General features: G+C 62.2%; 14 protein-coding genes. 12 read left to right on the top strand and 2 right to left on the bottom strand.

The window, feature by feature from the left end; all coding sequences use genetic code 11:
• Positions 1–225: 225 nt before the first annotated feature.
• Genes NUH87_RS23065 through NUH87_RS23040 form a run of 6 tightly spaced genes read left to right on the top strand, consistent with a single transcriptional unit; the run spans position 226 to position 7,492 of the window.
• A complete protein-coding gene (locus tag NUH87_RS23065; RefSeq protein ID WP_040070547.1) occupies positions 226–930 on the top strand; it encodes an HAD-IB family phosphatase in 705 nt (234 codons plus the stop codon).
• Positions 923–2,317 (top strand): aspartate aminotransferase family protein, encoded by a 1,395-nt coding sequence (locus NUH87_RS23060; protein ID WP_040070549.1) that lies wholly within the window; start codon positions 923–925, stop codon positions 2,315–2,317. Before NUH87_RS23065 ends, NUH87_RS23060 begins: the two co-directional genes overlap by 8 nt.
• A complete protein-coding gene (locus tag NUH87_RS23055; RefSeq protein ID WP_338522821.1) occupies positions 2,314–3,180 on the top strand; it encodes an alpha/beta hydrolase in 867 nt (288 codons plus the stop codon). Before NUH87_RS23060 ends, NUH87_RS23055 begins: the two co-directional genes overlap by 4 nt.
• Before the next feature lie 10 nt (positions 3,181–3,190).
• A complete protein-coding gene (locus NUH87_RS23050) occupies positions 3,191–4,315 on the top strand; it encodes a GNAT family N-acetyltransferase (RefSeq protein WP_338522820.1) in 1,125 nt (374 codons plus the stop codon).
• The gene (locus tag NUH87_RS23045) at positions 4,315–6,105 is read left to right on the top strand and encodes a sensor histidine kinase (RefSeq protein WP_338522819.1); all 1,791 of its coding nucleotides are present in this window, start codon (positions 4,315–4,317) and stop codon (positions 6,103–6,105) included. Before NUH87_RS23050 ends, NUH87_RS23045 begins: the two co-directional genes overlap by 1 nt.
• The gene (locus NUH87_RS23040) at positions 6,095–7,492 is read left to right on the top strand and encodes a sigma-54 dependent transcriptional regulator (protein ID WP_338522818.1); all 1,398 of its coding nucleotides are present in this window, start codon (positions 6,095–6,097) and stop codon (positions 7,490–7,492) included. Before NUH87_RS23045 ends, NUH87_RS23040 begins: the two co-directional genes overlap by 11 nt.
• Before the next feature lie 49 nt (positions 7,493–7,541).
• On the opposite strand, the gene NUH87_RS23035 is transcribed toward NUH87_RS23040, so the two are convergent.
• Entirely contained in the window at positions 7,542–8,534 is a 993-nt protein-coding gene (locus tag NUH87_RS23035) for an alpha/beta hydrolase (protein ID WP_338522817.1), read from the bottom strand.
• A 216-nt stretch (positions 8,535–8,750) separates the two neighbouring features.
• Here NUH87_RS23035 and metR point away from each other — a divergent pair, with 216 nt between their 5' ends.
• Positions 8,751–9,668 carry a transcriptional regulator MetR gene (gene metR, locus NUH87_RS23030; protein WP_040070821.1) on the top strand — a complete coding sequence of 306 codons (918 nt, stop codon included), beginning with the start codon at positions 8,751–8,753 and terminating at the stop codon, positions 9,666–9,668.
• Positions 9,669–9,742: 74 nt separating this feature from the next.
• Here the strand turns inward: metR and NUH87_RS23025 are convergent, their stop codons facing one another.
• A complete protein-coding gene (locus tag NUH87_RS23025) occupies positions 9,743–11,095 on the bottom strand; it encodes an HD domain-containing phosphohydrolase (protein ID WP_338522816.1) in 1,353 nt (450 codons plus the stop codon).
• 238 nt (positions 11,096–11,333) lie between these two features.
• Here NUH87_RS23025 and NUH87_RS23020 point away from each other — a divergent pair, with 238 nt between their 5' ends.
• The 5 genes from NUH87_RS23020 to NUH87_RS23000 are packed head-to-tail and all read left to right on the top strand — an operon-like array spanning position 11,334 to position 19,700.
• Positions 11,334–13,601: a putative bifunctional diguanylate cyclase/phosphodiesterase gene (locus tag NUH87_RS23020; RefSeq protein WP_338522815.1), complete on the top strand. Its 2,268-nt coding sequence runs from the start codon at positions 11,334–11,336 to the stop codon at positions 13,599–13,601.
• The gene (locus tag NUH87_RS23015; RefSeq protein WP_338522814.1) at positions 13,598–15,472 is read left to right on the top strand and encodes a putative bifunctional diguanylate cyclase/phosphodiesterase; all 1,875 of its coding nucleotides are present in this window, start codon (positions 13,598–13,600) and stop codon (positions 15,470–15,472) included. Before NUH87_RS23020 ends, NUH87_RS23015 begins: the two co-directional genes overlap by 4 nt.
• 39 nt (positions 15,473–15,511) lie before the next feature.
• On the top strand, positions 15,512–16,483 hold the full coding sequence (locus NUH87_RS23010) for a cytochrome-c peroxidase (protein WP_422393955.1): 972 nt from the start codon (positions 15,512–15,514) through the stop codon (positions 16,481–16,483).
• A complete protein-coding gene (locus tag NUH87_RS23005; RefSeq protein WP_338522813.1) occupies positions 16,480–18,297 on the top strand; it encodes a DAHL domain-containing protein in 1,818 nt (605 codons plus the stop codon). The genes NUH87_RS23010 and NUH87_RS23005 overlap by 4 nt, the downstream gene beginning before the upstream one ends.
• Positions 18,294–19,700 (top strand): ATP-binding protein, encoded by a 1,407-nt coding sequence (locus NUH87_RS23000; protein ID WP_338522812.1) that lies wholly within the window; start codon positions 18,294–18,296, stop codon positions 19,698–19,700. Before NUH87_RS23005 ends, NUH87_RS23000 begins: the two co-directional genes overlap by 4 nt.
• Positions 19,701–19,705 lie beyond the last annotated feature (5 nt).

Below are 19,705 nucleotides of genomic sequence, written 5' to 3'. Positions count from 1 at the left end.
AAAATGTCCTTGTCGATACATGCCTTGCGCGATCTTCAACGCGACATTTTGTAGGCAAGCACTGATGTTGTTTGTAGGAAGCTACAAATTTTGTAGCTCCATGTACGTAATCAGATACATGTGAGGGATATATCCGACGAGAATACCGGATTTATGTACTTGGCACACTCCGTGCTGTGCGCTACGGCATGCGCAGTGTGCGCTCTTAACAACAGGTACAAGCAGATGATGCACTGGCATATCGTGTGTGATTTCGATGGGACCATCTCCCGCACCGACGCGATCGACAACATCCTTGAGCGTTTCGCCGACCCGAGCTGGGAAAGCATCGAGCAAGAGTGGCTGGACGGTCATATCGGTTCGCGCGAATGCCTCAGCCGCCAACTGGCGCTGGTCAAGGCCTCGCCGGCTGATTTGCTGGCGTACTTCGACACCATCGATATCGACCCGGACTTCCCGGACTTCGTCGATCATGTCATGGGCCTTGGCGCCTCCATCGAAGTGGTCAGCGACGGCATCGAACAAGGCATCGCGCGAATCCTGTCGCGCAACTACGTGACCTTGCTGCCGATTCTCGCCAATCGCCTGCGCCAGGTCGACCACAACAGCTGGCGCATCGACTTCCCGTATTCCAGCGACGCCTGCCGCGCCGCTTCCGGCAACTGCAAATGCAAGTCCGCGCCCAAGGGCAAGCGCATCCTGGTGATCGGCGACGGTCAATCGGACATGTGCGTGGCCGGCACCGCCGACTTCGTCTTCGCCAAGGGCCGCCTGGCCGAGCATTGCGAACGCAACAATATTCCTTACGCGCGCTTCGACTCCTTCGCCGAGCTGCCAGCCATGCTGGCCCTGCTGCCGAACGAAATCGCGGCGAACGCCGGCACCTTCTCTATCGATCTTGAACAACAGGAACTCTTCCACCATGTCTGATATTCGTATCGCTACAGCCGAAGACCAGGTGCTTCTGGAAAAAGAAGCCAAATATTGCTCCTACGGCGATACAGTCCACTACATCGAACCGCCGCGCATTTTCAGCCGCTGCGAAGGTTCCTACGTCTGGGACACCGAAGACCAGGCTTACCTCGACCTGCAAATGTGGTACTCGGCGGTCAACTTCGGCTACGCCAACCCACGTCTGAACAACGCCCTCAAGCAACAGATCGACACCCTGCCGCAGATCGCCAGCCAGTACCTGCACAAAGGCAAGATCGAACTGTCGGAAATGATCGCGGTCGACGCCAAGAAAAAATTCGGCCTCGACGGTCGCGTGCACTTCAACGTCGGCGGTTCGCAGTCCGTCGAAGACTCCCTGAAAGTCGTGCGTAACGCCAGCAACGGCAAGAGCCTGATGTTCGCCTTCGAAGGCGGCTACCACGGCCGTACCCTGGGCGCTTCCTCGATCACCTCGAGCTACCGCTACCGTCGCCGCTACGGCCACTTCGGCGAGCGCGCCCAGTTCATCCCGTTCCCGTATCACTTCCGTGGCCCGAAAGGCATGACCAAGGAAGAATACGGCAGCCACTGCGTGCAGCAGTTCGCCCGCCTGTTCGAAACCGAGTACAACGGTGTCTGGGACCCGAAAGTCGGCGCTAGCGAATACGCCGCGTTCTACGCCGAGCCGATCCAGGGCACCGGCGGTTACGTCATCCCGCCGATGAACTTCTACAAAGAGCTGAAGCAGGTCCTGGACCAGCACGGCATCCTGCTGGTGGTCGACGAAATCCAGATGGGCTTCTGGCGTACCGGCAAGCTGTGGTCGATCGAACACTTCGACGTCCAGCCGGACGTGATCGTCTTCGGCAAGGCGCTGACCAACGGCTTGAACCCGCTGGGCGGCATCTGGGCCCGTGAAGAACTGATCAACCCGACGGTCTTCCCACCAGGATCCACCCACTCCACCTTCGCCTCCAACCCACTGGGTACGGCGGTAGGCCTGGAAATGTTCAAGATGACCAGCGAAGTCGACTACGGCGCCATGGTCATGGCCAAGGGCAAGTACTTCCTCGAAGGCCTGCAAGAGCTGCAGAAACGCTTCCCGATCATCGGCGACGTCGATGGCCTGGGCCTGGCCCTGCGCTGCGAAATCTGCACCACCGACGGCTTCACCCCGGACAAGGCGACCCTGGACTACATGGTCGAGGAAGGCATGAAGGGCGACATGGTGGTTGACGGTCAGAAACTGGGCCTGATCCTCGACGTGGGCGGCTACTACAAGAACGTGATCACCCTGGCTCCGTCGCTGGAAATCAGCTACGCGGAAATCGACCTGGGCCTGAAACTGCTCGAGCAGTTGCTGAACCGGGCCATGAAGCGGTGAACATGGCAGACATCGATCTGGGCGAAGGCGACACCGGCTTCGTCCTCGGTTCGGGTCCGGTCGGGATCTTGTTGATCCACGGCCTGACCGGCACCCCGACGGAACTCCGTCGGGTGGCCCAGGGCCTGGCCAAGAAGGGTAACTGCACGGTCTACGTGCCGACCCTGGCCGGGCACTGCGGCGGCAACGCAGACCTGCAGGCCACCGGCTGGCAGGACTGGTATGAAGGCGTACGCAAGACCTTCGTGGCGGTGAAACAACGCCACGAACAAGTTTTCGTCGGCGGCCTGTCCATGGGTGCGGTGATGTCCATGTACATGGCCTCCGAGCATCCGGGCCAGATCGCCGGACTGCTGATGTATTCGACGACGCTGCGCTACGACGGCTGGAGCATCCACAAGCTGGCGTTCCTGACGCCGTTGCTGATGAAGATCCCGTTCGGCGTGCACATCTGCCGTTTCGAAGAAAAGCCGCCGTACGGCATCAAGAACGAACGCCTGCGGGCCATCGTCGAGCGCCAGATGAAAGACGGCCAGAGCAGCGATGCCGGGCTGTTGACCATGGAAGGCGTCACCGTGCGCGAACTGCACCGGATGAACGCCGTGGTCATGCGGCGCATGCCGTCGATCAAGACGCCGGCCCTGGTGATTCACTCCGTCGAGGACGACATCACCAGTCCGTGGAACGCCGACTACGTCGAGCGTCACCTGGGCGGCCCGGTGACCAAGGTCATGCTCGACAACTGCTACCACATGATCACCGTCGACCTGCAATACAAGGAAGTCATCGAGCTGAGCGCCGACTACATCGAACGCCTGAGCGGCGTATCGAGCGAGCCTGAAGCGCAGCGTCGACTAGCCTAAGGAAAGACCCGTGATCAGCGCCCAAGCCTTCTCAAGCATCGAGGCTATCGACCGCAACGCCTGGAACGATTGCTTCACCGGCGTACTGGAGAATTGGGAGTACTACCTGGCGGTGGAGAAAGCCGGCATCGAAGACTTCGAATGGCGCTACCTGGCGCTGTTCGAAGACGGTCGCTTGCTGGCGGTCGCCCCCGCCTTCATTACCTCCTACAAGCTCGACACCACGGTGCAGGGCTTGGTCAAACGCTTCACCGGCTGGATCAATCGATTCCTGCCCGGTGTGCTCGAATTTCCGCTCTACGCCATCGGTTCGCCCGTGGCGGAGCGCTGCACGGCCGGCACGGCCAGCCACGTACCGGCAGAACGGCGCCAGGCCTTGCTGGAACAGTTGCTGGCACTGGCCCACGATGATGCCCGGCACCTGGGTATCCGCCTGATCGCCGTCAAGGACGCGCCCAGCGACGACAACGACTGGAGCCGCAGCTGCAAGGCGGCCGGCTACCAGACCATGCCCAGCCTGCCCAGCGCCCTGTTGCCCATACCGTTCGGCTCCGTCGACGCCTACCTGGGTACCCTGGGCAAGTCCACCCGCAAGGACCTGCGCCGCAAACTGCGGGCGCCGGGGCCGCGGATCGAATGGCGACGCAACATCGACGATGTGCTGCCACGGATCATGGAGCTGTACGAAGCGACACTGGCGCGCAGCGAACTGCAATTCGAACGGCTGCCGGCGGGTTACTTCACCAACGTGCTCGAACACATGGACGAACGCGCGGCCTGTGTCCTGTACTGGGTGGACGACCAGCTCGTGGCATTCAACCTGGTGCTGTTCGACGGTGATCGACTGATCGACAAGTTTTTCGGTCATGAGGTGAACCAGAGCCGCGAACACAATCTCTATTTCCGCAGCTGGCTGGCCAATGTCGAATACTGCATCAGCCACGGGATCCCCCTCTACGAATGCGGACAGGCCGGCTACGCCAGCAAGATCCGCCTGGGGTGCAGCTTCGAAGGCAACAACATGTTTTTCCACCATCGCAACTGGCTGATCAACAATATCCTCAGAGGGGTTAAATTGTTGGTTCGCCCGGATCGATTCGACCCTGCCATGTCTGCTGCGATAAGCGAAACCTGATGACCAATACGCCAGAACGCCGTCGTAAACGACGCCCCTTCTCGATCTCGCGCTGGAGCGTACAACGCAAATTGTTGCTGGCGTTCTGGCTGGTCAGCGTGGTGCCGACCATGATCGCCGCGGAACTGGCGGCCACCACCCTGTCACAGATCTTCGACAGCAACGTGCGCATCTGGTTGCAGGAGTCGACCAAGGTCGTCAAGGATGAAATCAGCGAGATCAAGCGCTCGAATGCCCGTGTCGCGCAGTTGTTCCTGCTCTACACCCGTCCGCCCAGCTCACGTCGGGCCGCCAAGCATGACAAGTTGACGGCCGACATCGCCGACGCCATGGGCATCGACTTGGTGGCGCTGGTACGCAGCCAGGATCACAAGGTGGTGTTCACCACCCAGCCCGATGACATCGTCTCGCAGATCAGCACCGCGCCCAATGCCGTGCTGCAGACCATCCAGGTCGCGGGCGTGACCACCGGCGTGGTGGTCTCGACCTTCGACACCACCCAGGACGGCGTCGACTACCAGATGGTGATCGCGACCTACCTGGACAGCAGCTTCCTGAACAGCGTCGCCGACGTGCATTCCCTGGACCTGCGCCTCTACTTGGCCAACCCCCAGGGCTTTGCCGAAATTTTCTCCACCCAGCGCTTCGAAGATCGCCCCAGCAACATGCCGGACAGCATCGCCGAAACCCTGCGCGAAACCCGCCAGCCCAGCGAGCTGTTCACCAACCGCTACAGCGGCTTGTACTGGCCGATCTTCAACGACACCGGCGACCTGCAAGGCGTGATTTTCAGTGGTTTGCTGCGCCATAGCAGCCTGGTGGGCCTGGTCAACCAGAGCAACCTGTTCATCCTGATTTTCCTGCTGGGTTCGGCCCTGTCGCTGAGTGTCGGCTGGCTGGTCTCACGGCGCCTGACCCTGCCTTTGCGCGGCCTGGCCGAAGGCGTTGGCGCGGTGATCTCCGGCGACTACAGCAAGCGCATCCCGGTCATCGGCAGCGACGAGCTGGCGGAACTGAGCCATACCTTCAACCACATGACCGAACGCCTGAGCGAGCTGCATCACCTCGAAGCCCAACTGCGCCGCCGCGACCGCCTGCACGCCCTGGGCGAAGTCGCCATGGGCCTGGCCCACGAAATACGCAACCCGCTGGGCATCATCAAGACCGCCACCCAGTTGCTGCACCGTCGGGCCAACCTGCCGGAAACCGACAAGCGGCACCTGGAATACGTGATCAGCGAGGTCTCGCGGATCAACGACCTGATCACCGAATTCCTCGATTTCGCCAAGCCCAGCGCACCGATTCGCGCCCTCTACCCGGCGCGCGAGCTGGCCGAGGAGATCCTCGGTTTCTGCGCCCCGGAACTGGCGACCCACAACATCGACGCGCAGATCGACGACCAGGCGCCCGGCGCCACCCTGTATGCCGACTCCCGGCAGTTGAAACAGGCCTGCCTGAACCTGATCCTCAATGCCATCGACGCCATGCCCAAGGGCGGACGCCTGACCCTCGGCATTGCCAAGGATGCGCAATACACCATCATCAGCGTTTCCGACACGGGCCAAGGCATCGAGGCGGACATGATCGAACGCATTTTCACACCGTTCGTCACCACCAAGGCCTCCGGCACCGGCCTGGGCCTGGCCAAGGTCTACTCGATCATGGAAAACCATGACGGGCGTATCGAGTGCATCAGCGAAAAGGATGCCGGCGCGACCTTCAACCTGTACATTCCGGCCCATGACGGCGACCTGGACCAAGAGGATGAGGAAGAAGAAGATGACGCATAACGTCCTGGTGGTCGATGACGAGCCCAAGCTCTGCGACCTGCTGAGCTCTGCGCTGAGCCAGAACGATATTCGGGTCTTCACCGCCGGCAATGGCCTGGAGGCCCTGGCGGTGCTGGAACAGGAAGACATCGACCTGGTCATCAGCGACTGGCGCATGCCCGGCATGGACGGGCCGCAGTTGCTGGCGGAGGTCAAGCTGCGTTTCCCGCAGCTGCCGGTCATCGTGATGACTGCCTACAGCACCGTGAAGAATGCCGTGCAATCGATGCGTAATGGCGCTTTCGACTACATCGCCAAGCCATTCGACATCGACGAGCTGGACATCACCGTCAACAAGGCCCTGCAATTTCGCGACATCCTGCGGGACAACGCGCGCATGCGTGCCGAACTCGACGAGCACCAGCAGATCGACAGCCTGGTGGGCGACAGCCCGACCTTCCGGCGGGTCCTGCAAGCCGTGGACTCGGTGCGCGAGAGCAACGCCACCATCCTGCTGACCGGCGAAAGCGGCACCGGCAAGGAAATGGTCGCCCGGGCCATCCACAAGCACGGCAACCGCGCCGACATGCCCTTTGTCGCGGTCAACTGCGCGGCGATTCCCGAAGGCTTGCTGGAAAGCGAGATGTTCGGCCATCGCAAGGGGGCCTTTACCGGCGCCGTATCGGACCGTGTCGGGCGCTTCATGCAAGCCGACAAGGGCACGCTGTTCCTCGATGAAATCGGTGACATGCCGCTGGCGCTGCAGGCCAAGATCCTCCGTGCGCTGCAGGAGCGGATCATCGAGCCGGTGGGCGACCCGCGCGAGCGCAAGGTCGACGTGCGGGTGATTGCCGCGACCAACAAGAACCTGCTGCAAGCCGTGGCCGACAAGGAATTTCGCGAAGACCTGTATTACCGCCTGAATGTCTTCCCGATTCCCCTGCCCGCCCTGCGTGAACGGGTCGAGGACATCGCGCCGCTGGCCCGGCATTTCGCCCATACCCTGGGCGCCACCGCCGGCAAGCGCATCGACGGCTTCAGCCCGGCGGCCTTGCAGGCGATGCTCAACTACCCGTGGCCGGGCAATATCCGCGAACTGCAGAACTGTGTGGAACGGGCGGCCATCGTCGCGACCGGCAACGAGATCGAAGAGACGGACTTGCCGGCCTATCTGTTCGAATCGGCAGCGCCGCGCGACAACGCCGGCGCGCTGCCCGGCATCGCCCCCGGCCTGCCGAAGGACCTCGATGCGGCCCTGGCAGAGGTGGAGAAAGCCTATATCCTCGCCGCCCTGCAGGAAAGCAATGGCGTGCAGGCGGCTGCGGCACAGTTGATCGGGATTTCCGAACGCAGCTTCTGGTACCGCCTCAAGAAGCTGGCGATCCACGTCGACAAGATCATCCGCTAAACCCCTGTAGGAGCCGGCTTGCTGGCTCCTACATGAGTGCCGCCATCCCTCAGAGCTGCGCCCAGCGACTGACATCCCCCTGATGCAAACGCAGGTACGGCAGCACCGCCGCCAGCAACGGCGCCTTGAACGCCTCCTGGAACCGATGGGCCAGCCCCGGGATCAACACCAGTTGACTGCCCTGGATATGCGCCGCCAGGTGCACGCCGTGCATCACCGGCAATAACGGATCGGCCGTGCCATGGACCACCAGGGTCGGCACCCGCAGTTGATTGAGCATCGGCACACGGCTCGGCTCGGCGAGAATCGCCATGATCTGGCGCTTGACCCCCTCCGGGTTGAAGGCGCGGTCATAGGCCACCGCCGCCTGGTGCAACAACTTGCTACGGTCGTCGCGCACCTCGGGGCTGCCCAGGGCGGCCAGCAGGTCCGCCTGCTGCTCGATCGCCACCTCGCGGTTCGGCGCACTGCGCCGGGACAGCAACTGCACCAGCGCCGCATTCGGCGCCGGCAACCCCTCGGCACCGGAACTGGTCATCACCAGGGTCAGGCTCTCGACCCGCTGCGGCGCCATCGCCGCCAGGTGCTGGGCGATCATCCCGCCCATGCTGGCGCCGAGCACATGGAACTGCTGGATCTGCAACGCATCCATCAGGCCCAGGGCATCGCCGGCCATATCGGTCAGGGTATAAGGCGCCGCCACCGGCAGGCCGAGCTTGTAGCGCAGCACTTCGAAGGTCAGGTTGGCGCTGGCCGGCGCCTGGCGCCAGGTGGACAGGCCGACATCGCGGTTGTCATAGCGGATCACCCGGAAACCCTGCTGGCAGAGCGCAACCACCACCTCGTCCGGCCAGTGGATCAACTGCCCGCCCAGGCCCATCACCAGCAACAGGGCCGGATCCGAGGCACGCCCGATGCTCTGGTAAGCCAGGCTGACGTTTTCCAGGTCGACCCGTTCGGTCGGAACATTGACATCACATCTCGAAGCCGCAAAAGACGGCAGGCCGAACAACAGTGCGACCAGGAAAATAACTACACGCATGAAAACACCGAAACGCAGAACCCCATTGAGGCGCGAGTTTGATGTTATTTGTTCGTTGGCGCTGCCACAGTTCCGTGACAGTTTGATGAAGAATGCCCAGTGGTGCCGACGCAGCATCGGACAGCGGACCGATGGCAATCCTGTCGACAGCCAGGGCAACATGAGACAAACTCATGCCCTGCTCGCCAATCACAAAGTTCACTCATGGAGCCCCCGGTGCTGGAAATCCGTCACTTGAAAACCCTGCACGCCTTGCGTGAGGCCGACAGCCTGGTGGAAGCCGCCGAGCGCCTGCACCTGACCCAGTCGGCCCTGTCCCACCAGTTCAAGGAACTGGAAGAGCGCATGGGCATGCCGTTGTTCGTGCGTAAGACCAAGCCGGTACGCTTCACCAGCGCCGGGCTGCGCCTGCTGCAACTGGCGGACGCCACCCTGCCGCTGCTACGTGCGGCGGAGCGGGATATCGCGCGCCTGGCCGGCGGCACCGCGGGCCGCCTGCACATGGCGATCGAATGCCACAGTTGCTTCCAGTGGCTGATGCCGACCATCGACCAATTCCGCGATGCCTGGCCGGAAGTCGAGCTGGACCTGGCCTCGGGGTTTTCTTTCGCCCCGCTGCCGGCCCTGGCCCGTGGCGACCTGGACCTGGTGGTCACCTCCGACCCGGTGGAGCTGGTGGGCATCACCTACGTGCCACTGTTCACCTACGAGGCCATGCTGGCGGTGGCGAACCAGCATGTGCTGGCCAACAAGCCTTACATCGTGCCCGAGGACCTGCTCAAGGAGACCCTGATCACCTATCCGGTGGAACGGGACCGGCTGGACATCTTCACCCGCTTCCTGGAGCCGGCGGACATCGAGCCGGCGCAAGTGCGCACGTCCGAGCTGACGGTGATGATGATGCAACTGGTGGCCAGCGGTCGCGGCGTGTGCGGCATGCCGCACTGGGCACTGCACGAATACAGCTCGCGGGGTTACGTCAAGGCCAAGCGGCTGGGGGAGAAAGGCCTGTTCGCCACCCTGTATGCGGCGATCCGCGCCGACATGCTGGATGCGCCGTACATGCGCGACTTCCTGCTGACGGCCAAGGACACCTCGTTCTCGACGCTCGACGGGGTCAGCGCGGTGCGCTGAAGCCCTTGATGTGGGAGCGGAGCTCTGTTCCCACGCAAGCTCCGCTCCCAGGCTCTACAGGAATCGGGAAGGTGCTATTGCGCCTGCTCCAGCAACGCCACATCCTCCGGCATCTTGACGAACACACTGTACTTGCCGCCTTCCATGGCCTCGAAGGCAATCAGCTTCTCCACCAGTGGCGCACTGAGCAACTTGCCGGCGTTGAGCAGCAGCATGCCGTTGTCGGCGTTGAGGTTGCGTGCCAGGATCATGCCCGCCGCCAGTTCGCGGGTGCCCAGGACCTGGACCGTCGGGTCGCCCAGGGTCACGTCGCTCAGGTATTCGGAGCAGACCTTGATGAAGTCCTCCACCAGGTCCGGGTCATAGAGCTTGCCGGAATACTTGCGAATGAAGACCAGGGCCTCGTCGCTGTTCATCTGCCGCTCGAGAATCAGGCCGTGTTGCAACTCGATGAAGTCCACCGCCAGTTTCAACACCCGCGATCCCAGGGGAATCGCCTCGCCCCTGAGATGATCGGGAAACCCCGTGCCATCCCAGCGCTCCTGATGATGCAGGATCAGGCGGGCCGCATCCTGCATCGGCTCCAGCGTCATCAACAGCGACTCGCTCTGCTTCGGATACCCTCGGTAACGCTCGCGATCGGTGTGGTGCAGCAGGTCGGCCGGCGCCCCCATCATGCTGTCGGTCCAGCTCATCTTGCCGATGTTGTGCAGGGCCGCGGCCATGGCCAGGTCGCGACTGGCCGCTTCATCCATGACATGGGTCTTGCAGTAGACCTTGACCAGATCGATGATCGCCCGGTTGGTCTGCTTGTCCTTGGGCAGGCGCCACTCGACCATCCGCGAAAACACCTCGGCGGTGACGGCATAGCTGCGCTTGAGTTCCTCGTAGGCCAGGTCGAGCATGTCGGCGGTCTGCTGGACTTCGCTGGTGCGCGAGATCACGCGCTTTTCCAAGGTGGCGTTGAGTGCCTGCAACTGCCGGTTCTGCTCCCTGACCAGCACCTGCAGGCGCTGGCGTTCACGTTCCGAGTGCTGGAAGGCCAGGCCCTGGGTGATGGTCAGCAGCAGCTCTTCATCGTTCCAGGGCTTGCTGATGTAACGGTAGATCCGCCCTTGGTTGATTGCCTTGACGATCATGTCCATGTCGGCGTAACCGGTCAGCAGGATCCGCAGGCAGTTCGGATACAGCTCATGAATCCGCGCCAGCAGGGTGGCACCGTCCATGTTCGGCATTCGCGCATCGCTGATCACCAGGTCGATGGACTGGCTGGCCATGATCTCCAGGGCCCGGGCGCCGCTGTCGGCCAGGAACAGTTCGTAACCCTGGCTACGCAGCAAACGACGCAGGCTGTTGAGAATCGATTCTTCATCGTCGACTAGCAAGACACGGGGTTTGATCACGACATCAACTGTGGATTCATCCATGGAGCACCTCATGTCTGCGTGGGGCTTCAATCCAGGGACCTTTGGCTGGCCCGACGGTCCCTGTCATTTTTGCTAAGGGTAGATGTTCAACCATCAATTGGCATCATCTTTATCAGCAAATCCGTGTCAGTCGATCTATGCTGCAAGCAATCTAGTGCGCAACGGCAGCGTGGTTATCAGGAAGGGATGTCCGCATGAGCTCAGTACATTTCGCCGTCAGCCTGATCGGAGTCCTGCCATGAGCAGCCCGGTCGCCCGCATCAACCGCCGCATCCTGATCATCGACGACACCCCGTCGATCCACGAAGACTTCCGCAAGATTCTCTGCCCCGCCGGCGTCGAAGACGACTTGCAGTCGGCCGAGCAGGCCTTGTTCGGCGACACCCTCACGCGCCAGGCAGAACGTTTCGACCTCGACTCGGCGTTCCAGGGCCAGGAAGGCCTGGCCAAGGTCGAACAGGCCCTGTTGCAAGGGCAGCCCTACGCCATGGCCTTTATCGACATGCGCATGCCGCCGGGCTGGGACGGCCTGCAAACCCTCGAACGACTCTGGCAGGCCGACCCCAAGCTGCAAGTCGCCCTGTGCACCGCCTATTCCGACTACTCCCTGGATGAGATGAACGATCGGATCGAGATGGGCGACCGCCTGCTGATCCTGAAGAAACCCTTCGACGCCATCGAGATCCGCCAACTGGCCAGCGCCCTGACCGTCAAATGGCAGATGACCGAAGACGCCGCGCTGAAAATGGAGCAACTAGAACAGGCCGTCGAGGAGCGCACCCGCGAGTTGTCCGACGCCAACATCATCGTGCAGAACAGCCCGACCCTGCTCTATCGCCTGCGCGGCGAGCCGTCGTTCCCGCTGATGTACATCTCCCACAACATCACCAAGTTCGGGCATGTGGCCAAGGACCTGCTGGCCTCCCCCGACTGGGCCGCGGAACTGATTCACCCCGACGACCAGGACAAGGTCGACCAGGCCATGGCCAAGGTCCTGGACAAGGATGCCGAAGGCGCCTCGATCGAATTCCGCCTGCGCACCGGCGACGGCCACTGGCGCTGGGTGGAAAACCGCTACGTACCGGTGCGCGACCCGGAAGGACGCCTGCTGGAAGTCGAAGGCATCATCATCGACGTCACCGAACACAAGCTGGCCGAAGAGAAAATCGCCCTGCTCGCCCGTACCGACGGGCTTACCGGGCTGGCCAACCGCTCGACCATGATCGAGCGCCTGCACCAGAGCTTCGCCGCCGCCCGGCGCGGGGCCTCACCGTTCGCGGTGTTCTACCTGGACCTGGATCACTTCAAGCACATCAACGACACCCTCGGACACCCGGTGGGCGACCTGCTGCTCCAGGAAGTCTCCCGGCGCATCAAGGGCTGCACCCGGGAGCACGATGTGGTGGCGCGCCTGGGCGGCGACGAGTTCGCCGTGCTGCAGGCGGAAATGGTCGACCCGACGTACTCCAGCACCCTGGCGAGCAGGATCCGCGATGCGCTGGTGGAGCCTTACAGCCTGGGCGGCAACGAGGTACGGATTTCCGTCAGCATCGGCATCAGCACCTATGCCCCGGACAGCGAAAGCGCCGACACCATGCTGGTCCAGGCCGACATGGCGCTCTATCGCTCCAAGGAAAACGGCCGCAACCAGTACCACTTCCACTCCGACGAGATCAACCAGGAAGTCATCGACCGGATCGCCCTGACCCAGGACCTGAGAAAGGCCATCGAACAGGACGAACTGGAGCTTCACTACCTGCCGGAAGTCGACCTGGGCACCGGCAGGATCCTGGGGATGGAGGCCCTGCTACGCTGGAACCACCCCGAGCGCGGCACACTCGACGCCGACCTGTTCATTCCCGCCGCGGAAAAGACCGGGACCATCGTCGCCCTGGGGCACTGGGTGCTGGACCACGCCTGCCGGCAGATGCGCCAATGGCGTAACGAAGGCATGGCCCCGCCGGTGATCGCGATCAACCTGTCGCTGGCCCAGCTCAAAAGTGGCAACGAGCTGGTTCGCGACGTGGTCGAGACCATGGCCAAATGGGAGCTTTCGCCCTCGGACCTGCAGTTCGACGTCACCGAAGCGACCCTGGCCCAGACCAAATGGACCCAGAACGACGTACTGCCCAGGCTGCGCGAACTCGGCGTGAAGATCGCCATCGACGATTTCGGCACCGACTACTCCTCCTTCGACTACCTCAAGACCTACCGCGTCAACCACCTGAAGCTGGCCCAATCGTTCATCAGCGACGCCACCCAGGATCGGGAAAGCGCCACCACCCTGCGGGCGATCATCAACTTTGCCCGGGAGGTGGGCATCGGCATCATCGCCGAAGGCGTGGAAACCCATGAGCAACGCCATTCGTTGATGGCCACCGGCTCACCGATGACCGCCCAGGGCTATTACTTCAGCGAGGCCGTCGACAGCCATCGCGCCGCCGAACTGCTGCACGCCGGGCATATCGCCCCTCTCCCATTGCCAACGCCAGGGAGTCACCCATGAACAGCGCAGCCGGCGCCGCCAACCGGCGCATCCTGATCATCGACGATACCGCCTCGATTCATCAGGACTTTCGCAAGATCCTCGGGCCCGAGCAGGAGGATGAACTGAGCCTGGACACCACCGAACAGCTGTTGTTCGGTACCACCCGCCCCGAACGTCTGAGCTTCGAGATCGACTCGGCCTACCAGGGGCAAGAGGCACTGGAGCTGGTCAAGCTGGCCCTGGCCGCCGAGCGCCCCTACGCCATGGCCTTCCTCGACATGCGCATGCCGCCAGGCTGGGACGGCCTGGAAACCATCGAACAACTGTGGGCCGTCGACCCGGAACTGCAGATCGCCCTGTGCACCGCCTACTCGGACTATTCCTGGGAGTCCATGGACGAGCGCATCGCCTTCGGCGACCAGATGCTGATCCTGAAAAAGCCCTTCGACGCGCTGGAGATCCGCCAGATGGCCAGTGCCCTGACCTGGAAGTGGCAACTGGCGCGGGACATCGCCTCGAGGATGGCCAGCCTGGAGCGAACCATCGAGGAGCGCGTCCAGGAACTGCTGCAGGTCTCCCGGCTGCTGCAGTTCGATGTGCTCACCGAACTGCCCAACAGCACCCTGCTCGGCGACCGCCTGAGCCAGGCTATCGCCCTGGCCAAACGTCACGACGAACAGGTGGCCGTGATGTTCATCGGGCTGGATCGTTTCAAGCGCATCAACAATGCCCTGGGGCATCCGGCGGGCGATGAAATGCTCAAGCACGTGGCCGCCTGCCTGGTCGGTGCATTGCGCCAATCGGACTCGGTGTTTCGTTACCGCTCCGACGAATTCGTCCTGGTGCTGCCCGAACTCAACAACCCGCAACAAAGCCGTGGTACCGCCGAAAAAATCCTCTCGGCCATCAATGCCCCGCATGAAATCGCCGGGCATACTCTGCGGATCACCGCGAGCCTGGGCATCAGTCTCTACCCCGACGATGGCGAAGACGCACTGACCCTGGTCAAGAAAGCCGAAACGGCCATGCGCAACGTCAAGGAACAGGGGGCCAACGACTTCGGCTTTTTCGTCGAAGAGCTGAATCTGCGGGCGCGCGAACAGCAATCCATCGAATCCGGCATTCGCCTGGCCCTGGAGCGTGACGAGTTCGTGCTGCACTACCAACCCAAGCTGGACCTCAAGAGCGACAAGGTGGTCGGCGCGGAGGCGCTGATCCGCTGGAGACATCCCGAACGCGGCCTGCTCCAGCCGGCGGACTTCATCCCGGTGGCCGAAGACAGTGGCCTGATCGTCCCGCTGAGCCGTTGGGTGTTGCGCCAGGTGTGCCGGCAAGGTCGGGCCTGGCAGGATCAGGCCGTCGCACCGCTGGTCCTGTCGGTCAATGTCTCGGCCACGGACTTCCGCCAGCGCGGCTTTCTCGACGGCATACGCCAGGTGCTGGAGGAAACCGGCATGGAACCGACCCGGCTGGAGCTGGAAATCACCGAAAACGTATTGATGCAAAACATCGACCACACCATTAAAACCCTGAAAGCCATCAAGGCCCTGGGCATCCGCCTGGCCATCGACGATTTCGGCACCGGTTATTCGAGCCTCAGCTACCTGCAACGTTTTCCCATCGACGTGCTGAAGATCGACCAGTCGTTCGTACGCGACCTCAATGGCAACAGCAACGATGCCGCGCTGGTGAACGCGATCATCAGCCTGGGCCGGAGCCTGCACCTGAACATCATCGCCGAAGGCGTGGAAACCCTGGACCAGTTGACCTTCCTCAAGGCCCATGACTGCGAGGAAGGCCAGGGCTTCTACTTCAGCAAGGCGGTCGAAGCCGAGACCTTCCTGCGCTTGCTGCAGGACCGACGATTCGAACGACCGGCACAGGCCTGATCCCTGAACCCGCCTCTTTATGCCAAGGACTTGCCCATGATGCCTCGCGCACTGCCGTCGTTGCTGGCGATATCGCTCGCCTGCTGCGGGATGTTCCTCAGCACATCCCCCGTCGCCGCGCCTCTGGATGAACCGCTCAAGCCGCTGCCGGATATCCCGGTGCAGGACCCACGGAAAATCGAACTGGGTCGCCAACTGTTCAACGAAAAGCAACTGTCGATCAATAACACCACGTCCTGTGCCAGTTGCCATCACCTGGATCATGGCGGGGTGGACGACAAACCGTTCTCCATCGGCTTCCAGGGGGACACCCTGGGGATCAACACCCCCTCCGTGCTCAACGCGGCGCTGAACTTCAAGCAGTTCTGGAACGGTCGCGCCGAGACCCTGGAAGCGCAGATCGAGGGCGTGGTGAAAAGCCCGACGGAAATGGGCAACAACTGGCCCCACGTCGTCGACACCCTCAACCAGGCACCGGCTTACCAGGCGGCCTTCCGCGAGGCCTATACCGACGGCGTCACCATTGCCAACGTGCAGAATGCCCTGGCCACCTACGAGCGCACCCTGCTGACCCCCAACTCGCGCTTCGACCAGTACCTCAAGGGCAACACCGACATCCTCAGCCTCGATGAAAAATACGGCTACCAGCGCTTCAAGGACTACGGCTGCATCGCCTGCCACCAAGGGACCAATATCGGCGGCAACATGTTCCAGAAGTTCGGCGTGATGGGTGACTATTTCAAGGCCCGGGGCAATCCCACCGAGGCCGACCTGGGCCGCTTCCTGGCCACCGGGGACGAAGAGGACCGCAACGTGTTCAAGGTCCCGAGCCTGCGTAACGTTGCGCTCACCGCCCCGTATTTCCACGATGCCTCGGCCAAGACCCTGGAAGACGCCGTCCATGTCATGTTCACCTACCAACTGGGACGCGTCCCTTCCGACGAAGACGTACGCCTGATCGTGCTGTTTCTCAAGACGCTGACCGGCGAGTTGGGAGGCAAACCGCTATGAATGGGACCAGCAGCTTCCTGAACCGGATCCTCCTGCCGCGCCTGGCCGTCCTCCTCGCCGGGGTGCTGGGGGTTCTTTACCTCATGACCAACTCTGACGCGACCCTGGACTATGCCCAGTCACGCGACCTGATCGGCCGGGTCAAACAACTGGATGCCCAATGGGACACCGAAATCCTCAAGGCCAGGATTGCGGTAGCGCGCAATTACGACCCGTTGATCAAGCCTCCACAGGAAATGCACGAGCTCTTGCAAACGTTCGCGCCCATTGCACCTGGCCACACACATCCAACCACTGACGCCTGGAAGGACCGCCAGTCAACCCTGGCCCAGGCGCTCGCTGAAAAAGAGCGACTGGTCGAACGATTCAAATCCCGCAACGCGATACTGCGCAACTCCCTGGCCTTCCTGCCGACGGCTGAAGACGATATCCAGCACCAGCTCAACACGCTCTCCGATCAGGACAAGCTGATGCTCCAGGACACGTCCAATGACATCTACGACTTGCTGCTCAGCGCCCTGGAGTTCGCCCAGACCACCACCGACGAACGTACCCACAGCATCGAGCTGGGGCTCAATCAGGTGGCGATAGACGCCGAACGCCTGCCCCCCGCGCTCCAGGAGCCGATCGAGATCCTGCTCAACCACGTCAAGCTGATCCTGCGCGAACAACCCAAGGTCAATGCACTGGTCGAAGAGATCGACGCCGTACCCGTCTCCGAAAGCCTGGACGCCATCACCGACCAATTGAACCAGGACCAGCAACAAGCCGAACGCCTCAATCAGCGCCACCATTTGTACCTGCTGGTTTTCTCGGCCCTGCTGCTCGTCCTGCTGCTGTACCTGGCCAGCCGCCTGATCCGCAGTTATGCCGAAATCAACCGGGTCAACGACGCCCTGCAAGCGGCCAACACACACCTGGAACAACGGGTGGAAAAGCGCACCCACGAGCTGCGCGAGGCCCAGAGCGCGCTGATGGCCAATGCCCGCCAGGCCGGCATGGCGGAGATCGCCACCAACGTGCTGCACAACGTCGGCAATGTGCTCAACAGCGTGAACATCTCCGCCGAGCTGGTGGCGCGCAAGCTGCGCACCAGCAAGACCCAGGGGTTGGCCAGGGCGGTGGCGATGATCAACGACCACAGTCACGATCTCGGCGAGTTCATTACCGTCGACGAACGTGGCAAGCTGTTGCCCGGCTACCTCAATCAACTGGTCGAGGCCATTGCGGCGGAACAACAGAGCATGAGCGATGAACTGATCCAGTTGAGCAAAAGTGTCGACCATATCAAGGACATCGTCTCGACCCAGCAATCCTACGCCGGCGTCGCGACCATGGAGGAACCGCTGCACATCCACGAATTGCTCGAAGACGCCCTGCGCATGAACGCCGGCGCCCTGACCCGACACAATGTCACCGTGGTCCGTCAATACGACGAGGTGCCCCGGGTGATGGCCGACAAACACCGCTTGCTGCTGATCCTGATCAACCTGATCAGCAACGCCAAGCAGGCCATGGCCAACCTCTCCGACCGGCCGCGCGAGATCATCCTGCAAGTCCGGGCGGTCGAGGAGGACGCCACCTTGCACATCAGCGTCAAGGACGACGGCGAAGGGATCCTGCCGGAAAACATGACGCGGATCTTTGCCCATGGCTTCACCACCCGCAAGGACGGCCATGGCTTCGGCCTGCACAGCTGCGCCCTGGCCGCGGTCGAAATGCAAGGACGCCTGACCGCCCACAGCGACGGCCCCGGGAAAGGGGCCGTCTTTACCCTCGAACTGCCCTTGAAAACCGCCGTGGGGGTTTCATGAACACACTCCGCAACCGCCGTATCCTGCTGGTGGACGACACCCCGTCGATCCACGAGGACTTTCGCAAGATTCTCACCCCTGTGGTCGACGAGTCGCCGGACCTGGACCTGATGGAAGCCGCGCTCTTCGGCAATGAAGTCAAGACCAGCAGCGTCTTGCCCTTCGAACTCGACTCCGCCTATCAGGGCCAGGAAGGCCTGCAAAAGGTCGAACAGGCCGTGGCCCGCGGACAACCCTACGCCCTGGCCTTCGTCGACATGCGCATGCCCCAGGGCTGGGACGGTGCCGAAACCATCGAACACCTGTGGCAAGTCGACCCCAACCTGCAAGTGGTGGTCTGCACCGCCTACACCGACTATTCCTGGGACGAGCTGTTGGAGCGCCTGCACGGTCACGACCGGCTGCTGATCCTGAAAAAGCCCTTCGACAATATCGAAGTCCAGCAATTGGCCAACACCCTCACCAACAAATGGGAAATGACCGAGCGCGCCAACCTGCAGATGCACCGGCTTGAAGAGTTGGTGGAACAGCGGACCCAGGCACTCAGGCAGACCAGCCTGGCCCTGCAGCATGAGATCGACGAACGCAAGCTGCTGGAAGGCCAGCTCGTTCAATCGGAAAAACTCGCCTCCCTTGGCCAACTGGCCGCCGGCGTCGCCCATGAGATCAACAACCCCATCGGTTTCATTTCCTCGAACCTGGGAACCCTGGAGGGCTATTTCGACAAGCTGCTGGAAATGCTCCAGGCCTATCAGGACGCCGAGGAAGGTATCGCCGCGCCCGAGTTGCTGGCGCGCTTGAAGGCCCTGCGCGAACGGGTCGAGCTGGACTTCCTCGAGGAGGATATTCCGCTGCTGATCAAGGAATCCAAGGAAGGCATCGGCCGGGTCGGGCAGATCGTCAAGGACCTGAAGAACTTCTCCCGGGTCGACTCGAACCTGGAGTGGCAATGGAGCAACCTGCAACAGGGTATCGAGTCGACCCTGAACATTGTCGCCAACGAACTCAAGTACAAGGCCGATGTGGTCAAGGAGTACGCCGAACTGCCGGAGATCGAGTGCCTGCCGTCGCAGATCAACCAGGTCATCATGAACCTTGTGGTCAACGCGGCCCAGGCCATGGGGCCGGAGCGCGGCACCATCACCCTGCGTGGCGGCGCCCAGGGCGAGCGGATCTGGCTGGAAGTGGCCGACACCGGTTCGGGCATGGCGCCCGAGACCGTGCAGAAGATCTTCGACCCGTTCTTTACCACCAAACCCATCGGCCAGGGCACGGGTCTGGGGTTGTCGCTGTCCTATGGCATCGTGCAGAAACATGCCGGGCAGATTTCGGTGCGCAGCGAGTTGGGGGTCGGCACCACGTTCAGGATCGAGTTGCCGATCCACCAGAGCAAGGCGGCTTGACCTGC

Source organism: Pseudomonas batumici (genome assembly GCF_036585405.1).
Taxonomy (GTDB): domain Bacteria; phylum Pseudomonadota; class Gammaproteobacteria; order Pseudomonadales; family Pseudomonadaceae; genus Aquipseudomonas; species Aquipseudomonas batumici.
This window is presented reverse-complemented; position numbering and strand designations above follow the sequence as displayed.

What these genes read in the sequence shown, in the direction of transcription:
- NUH87_RS23065 (WP_040070547.1), top strand. Translation starts at nt 226, where the DNA reads ATGATGCACTGGCATATCGTGTGTGATTTCGATGGGACCATCTCCCGC.
- NUH87_RS23060 (WP_040070549.1), top strand. Translation starts at nt 923, where the DNA reads ATGTCTGATATTCGTATCGCTACAGCCGAAGACCAGGTGCTTCTGGAA.
- NUH87_RS23045 (WP_338522819.1), top strand. Translation starts at nt 4,315, where the DNA reads ATGACCAATACGCCAGAACGCCGTCGTAAACGACGCCCCTTCTCGATC.
- NUH87_RS23040 (WP_338522818.1), top strand. Translation starts at nt 6,095, where the DNA reads ATGACGCATAACGTCCTGGTGGTCGATGACGAGCCCAAGCTCTGCGAC.
- NUH87_RS23035 (WP_338522817.1), bottom strand. Translation starts at nt 8,534, where the DNA reads ATGCGTGTAGTTATTTTCCTGGTCGCACTGTTGTTCGGCCTGCCGTCT.
- NUH87_RS23025 (WP_338522816.1), bottom strand. Translation starts at nt 11,095, where the DNA reads ATGGATGAATCCACAGTTGATGTCGTGATCAAACCCCGTGTCTTGCTA.
- NUH87_RS23020 (WP_338522815.1), top strand. Translation starts at nt 11,334, where the DNA reads ATGAGCAGCCCGGTCGCCCGCATCAACCGCCGCATCCTGATCATCGAC.
- NUH87_RS23015 (WP_338522814.1), top strand. Translation starts at nt 13,598, where the DNA reads ATGAACAGCGCAGCCGGCGCCGCCAACCGGCGCATCCTGATCATCGAC.
- NUH87_RS23010 (WP_422393955.1), top strand. Translation starts at nt 15,512, where the DNA reads ATGCCTCGCGCACTGCCGTCGTTGCTGGCGATATCGCTCGCCTGCTGC.
- NUH87_RS23005 (WP_338522813.1), top strand. Translation starts at nt 16,480, where the DNA reads ATGAATGGGACCAGCAGCTTCCTGAACCGGATCCTCCTGCCGCGCCTG.
- NUH87_RS23000 (WP_338522812.1), top strand. Translation starts at nt 18,294, where the DNA reads ATGAACACACTCCGCAACCGCCGTATCCTGCTGGTGGACGACACCCCG.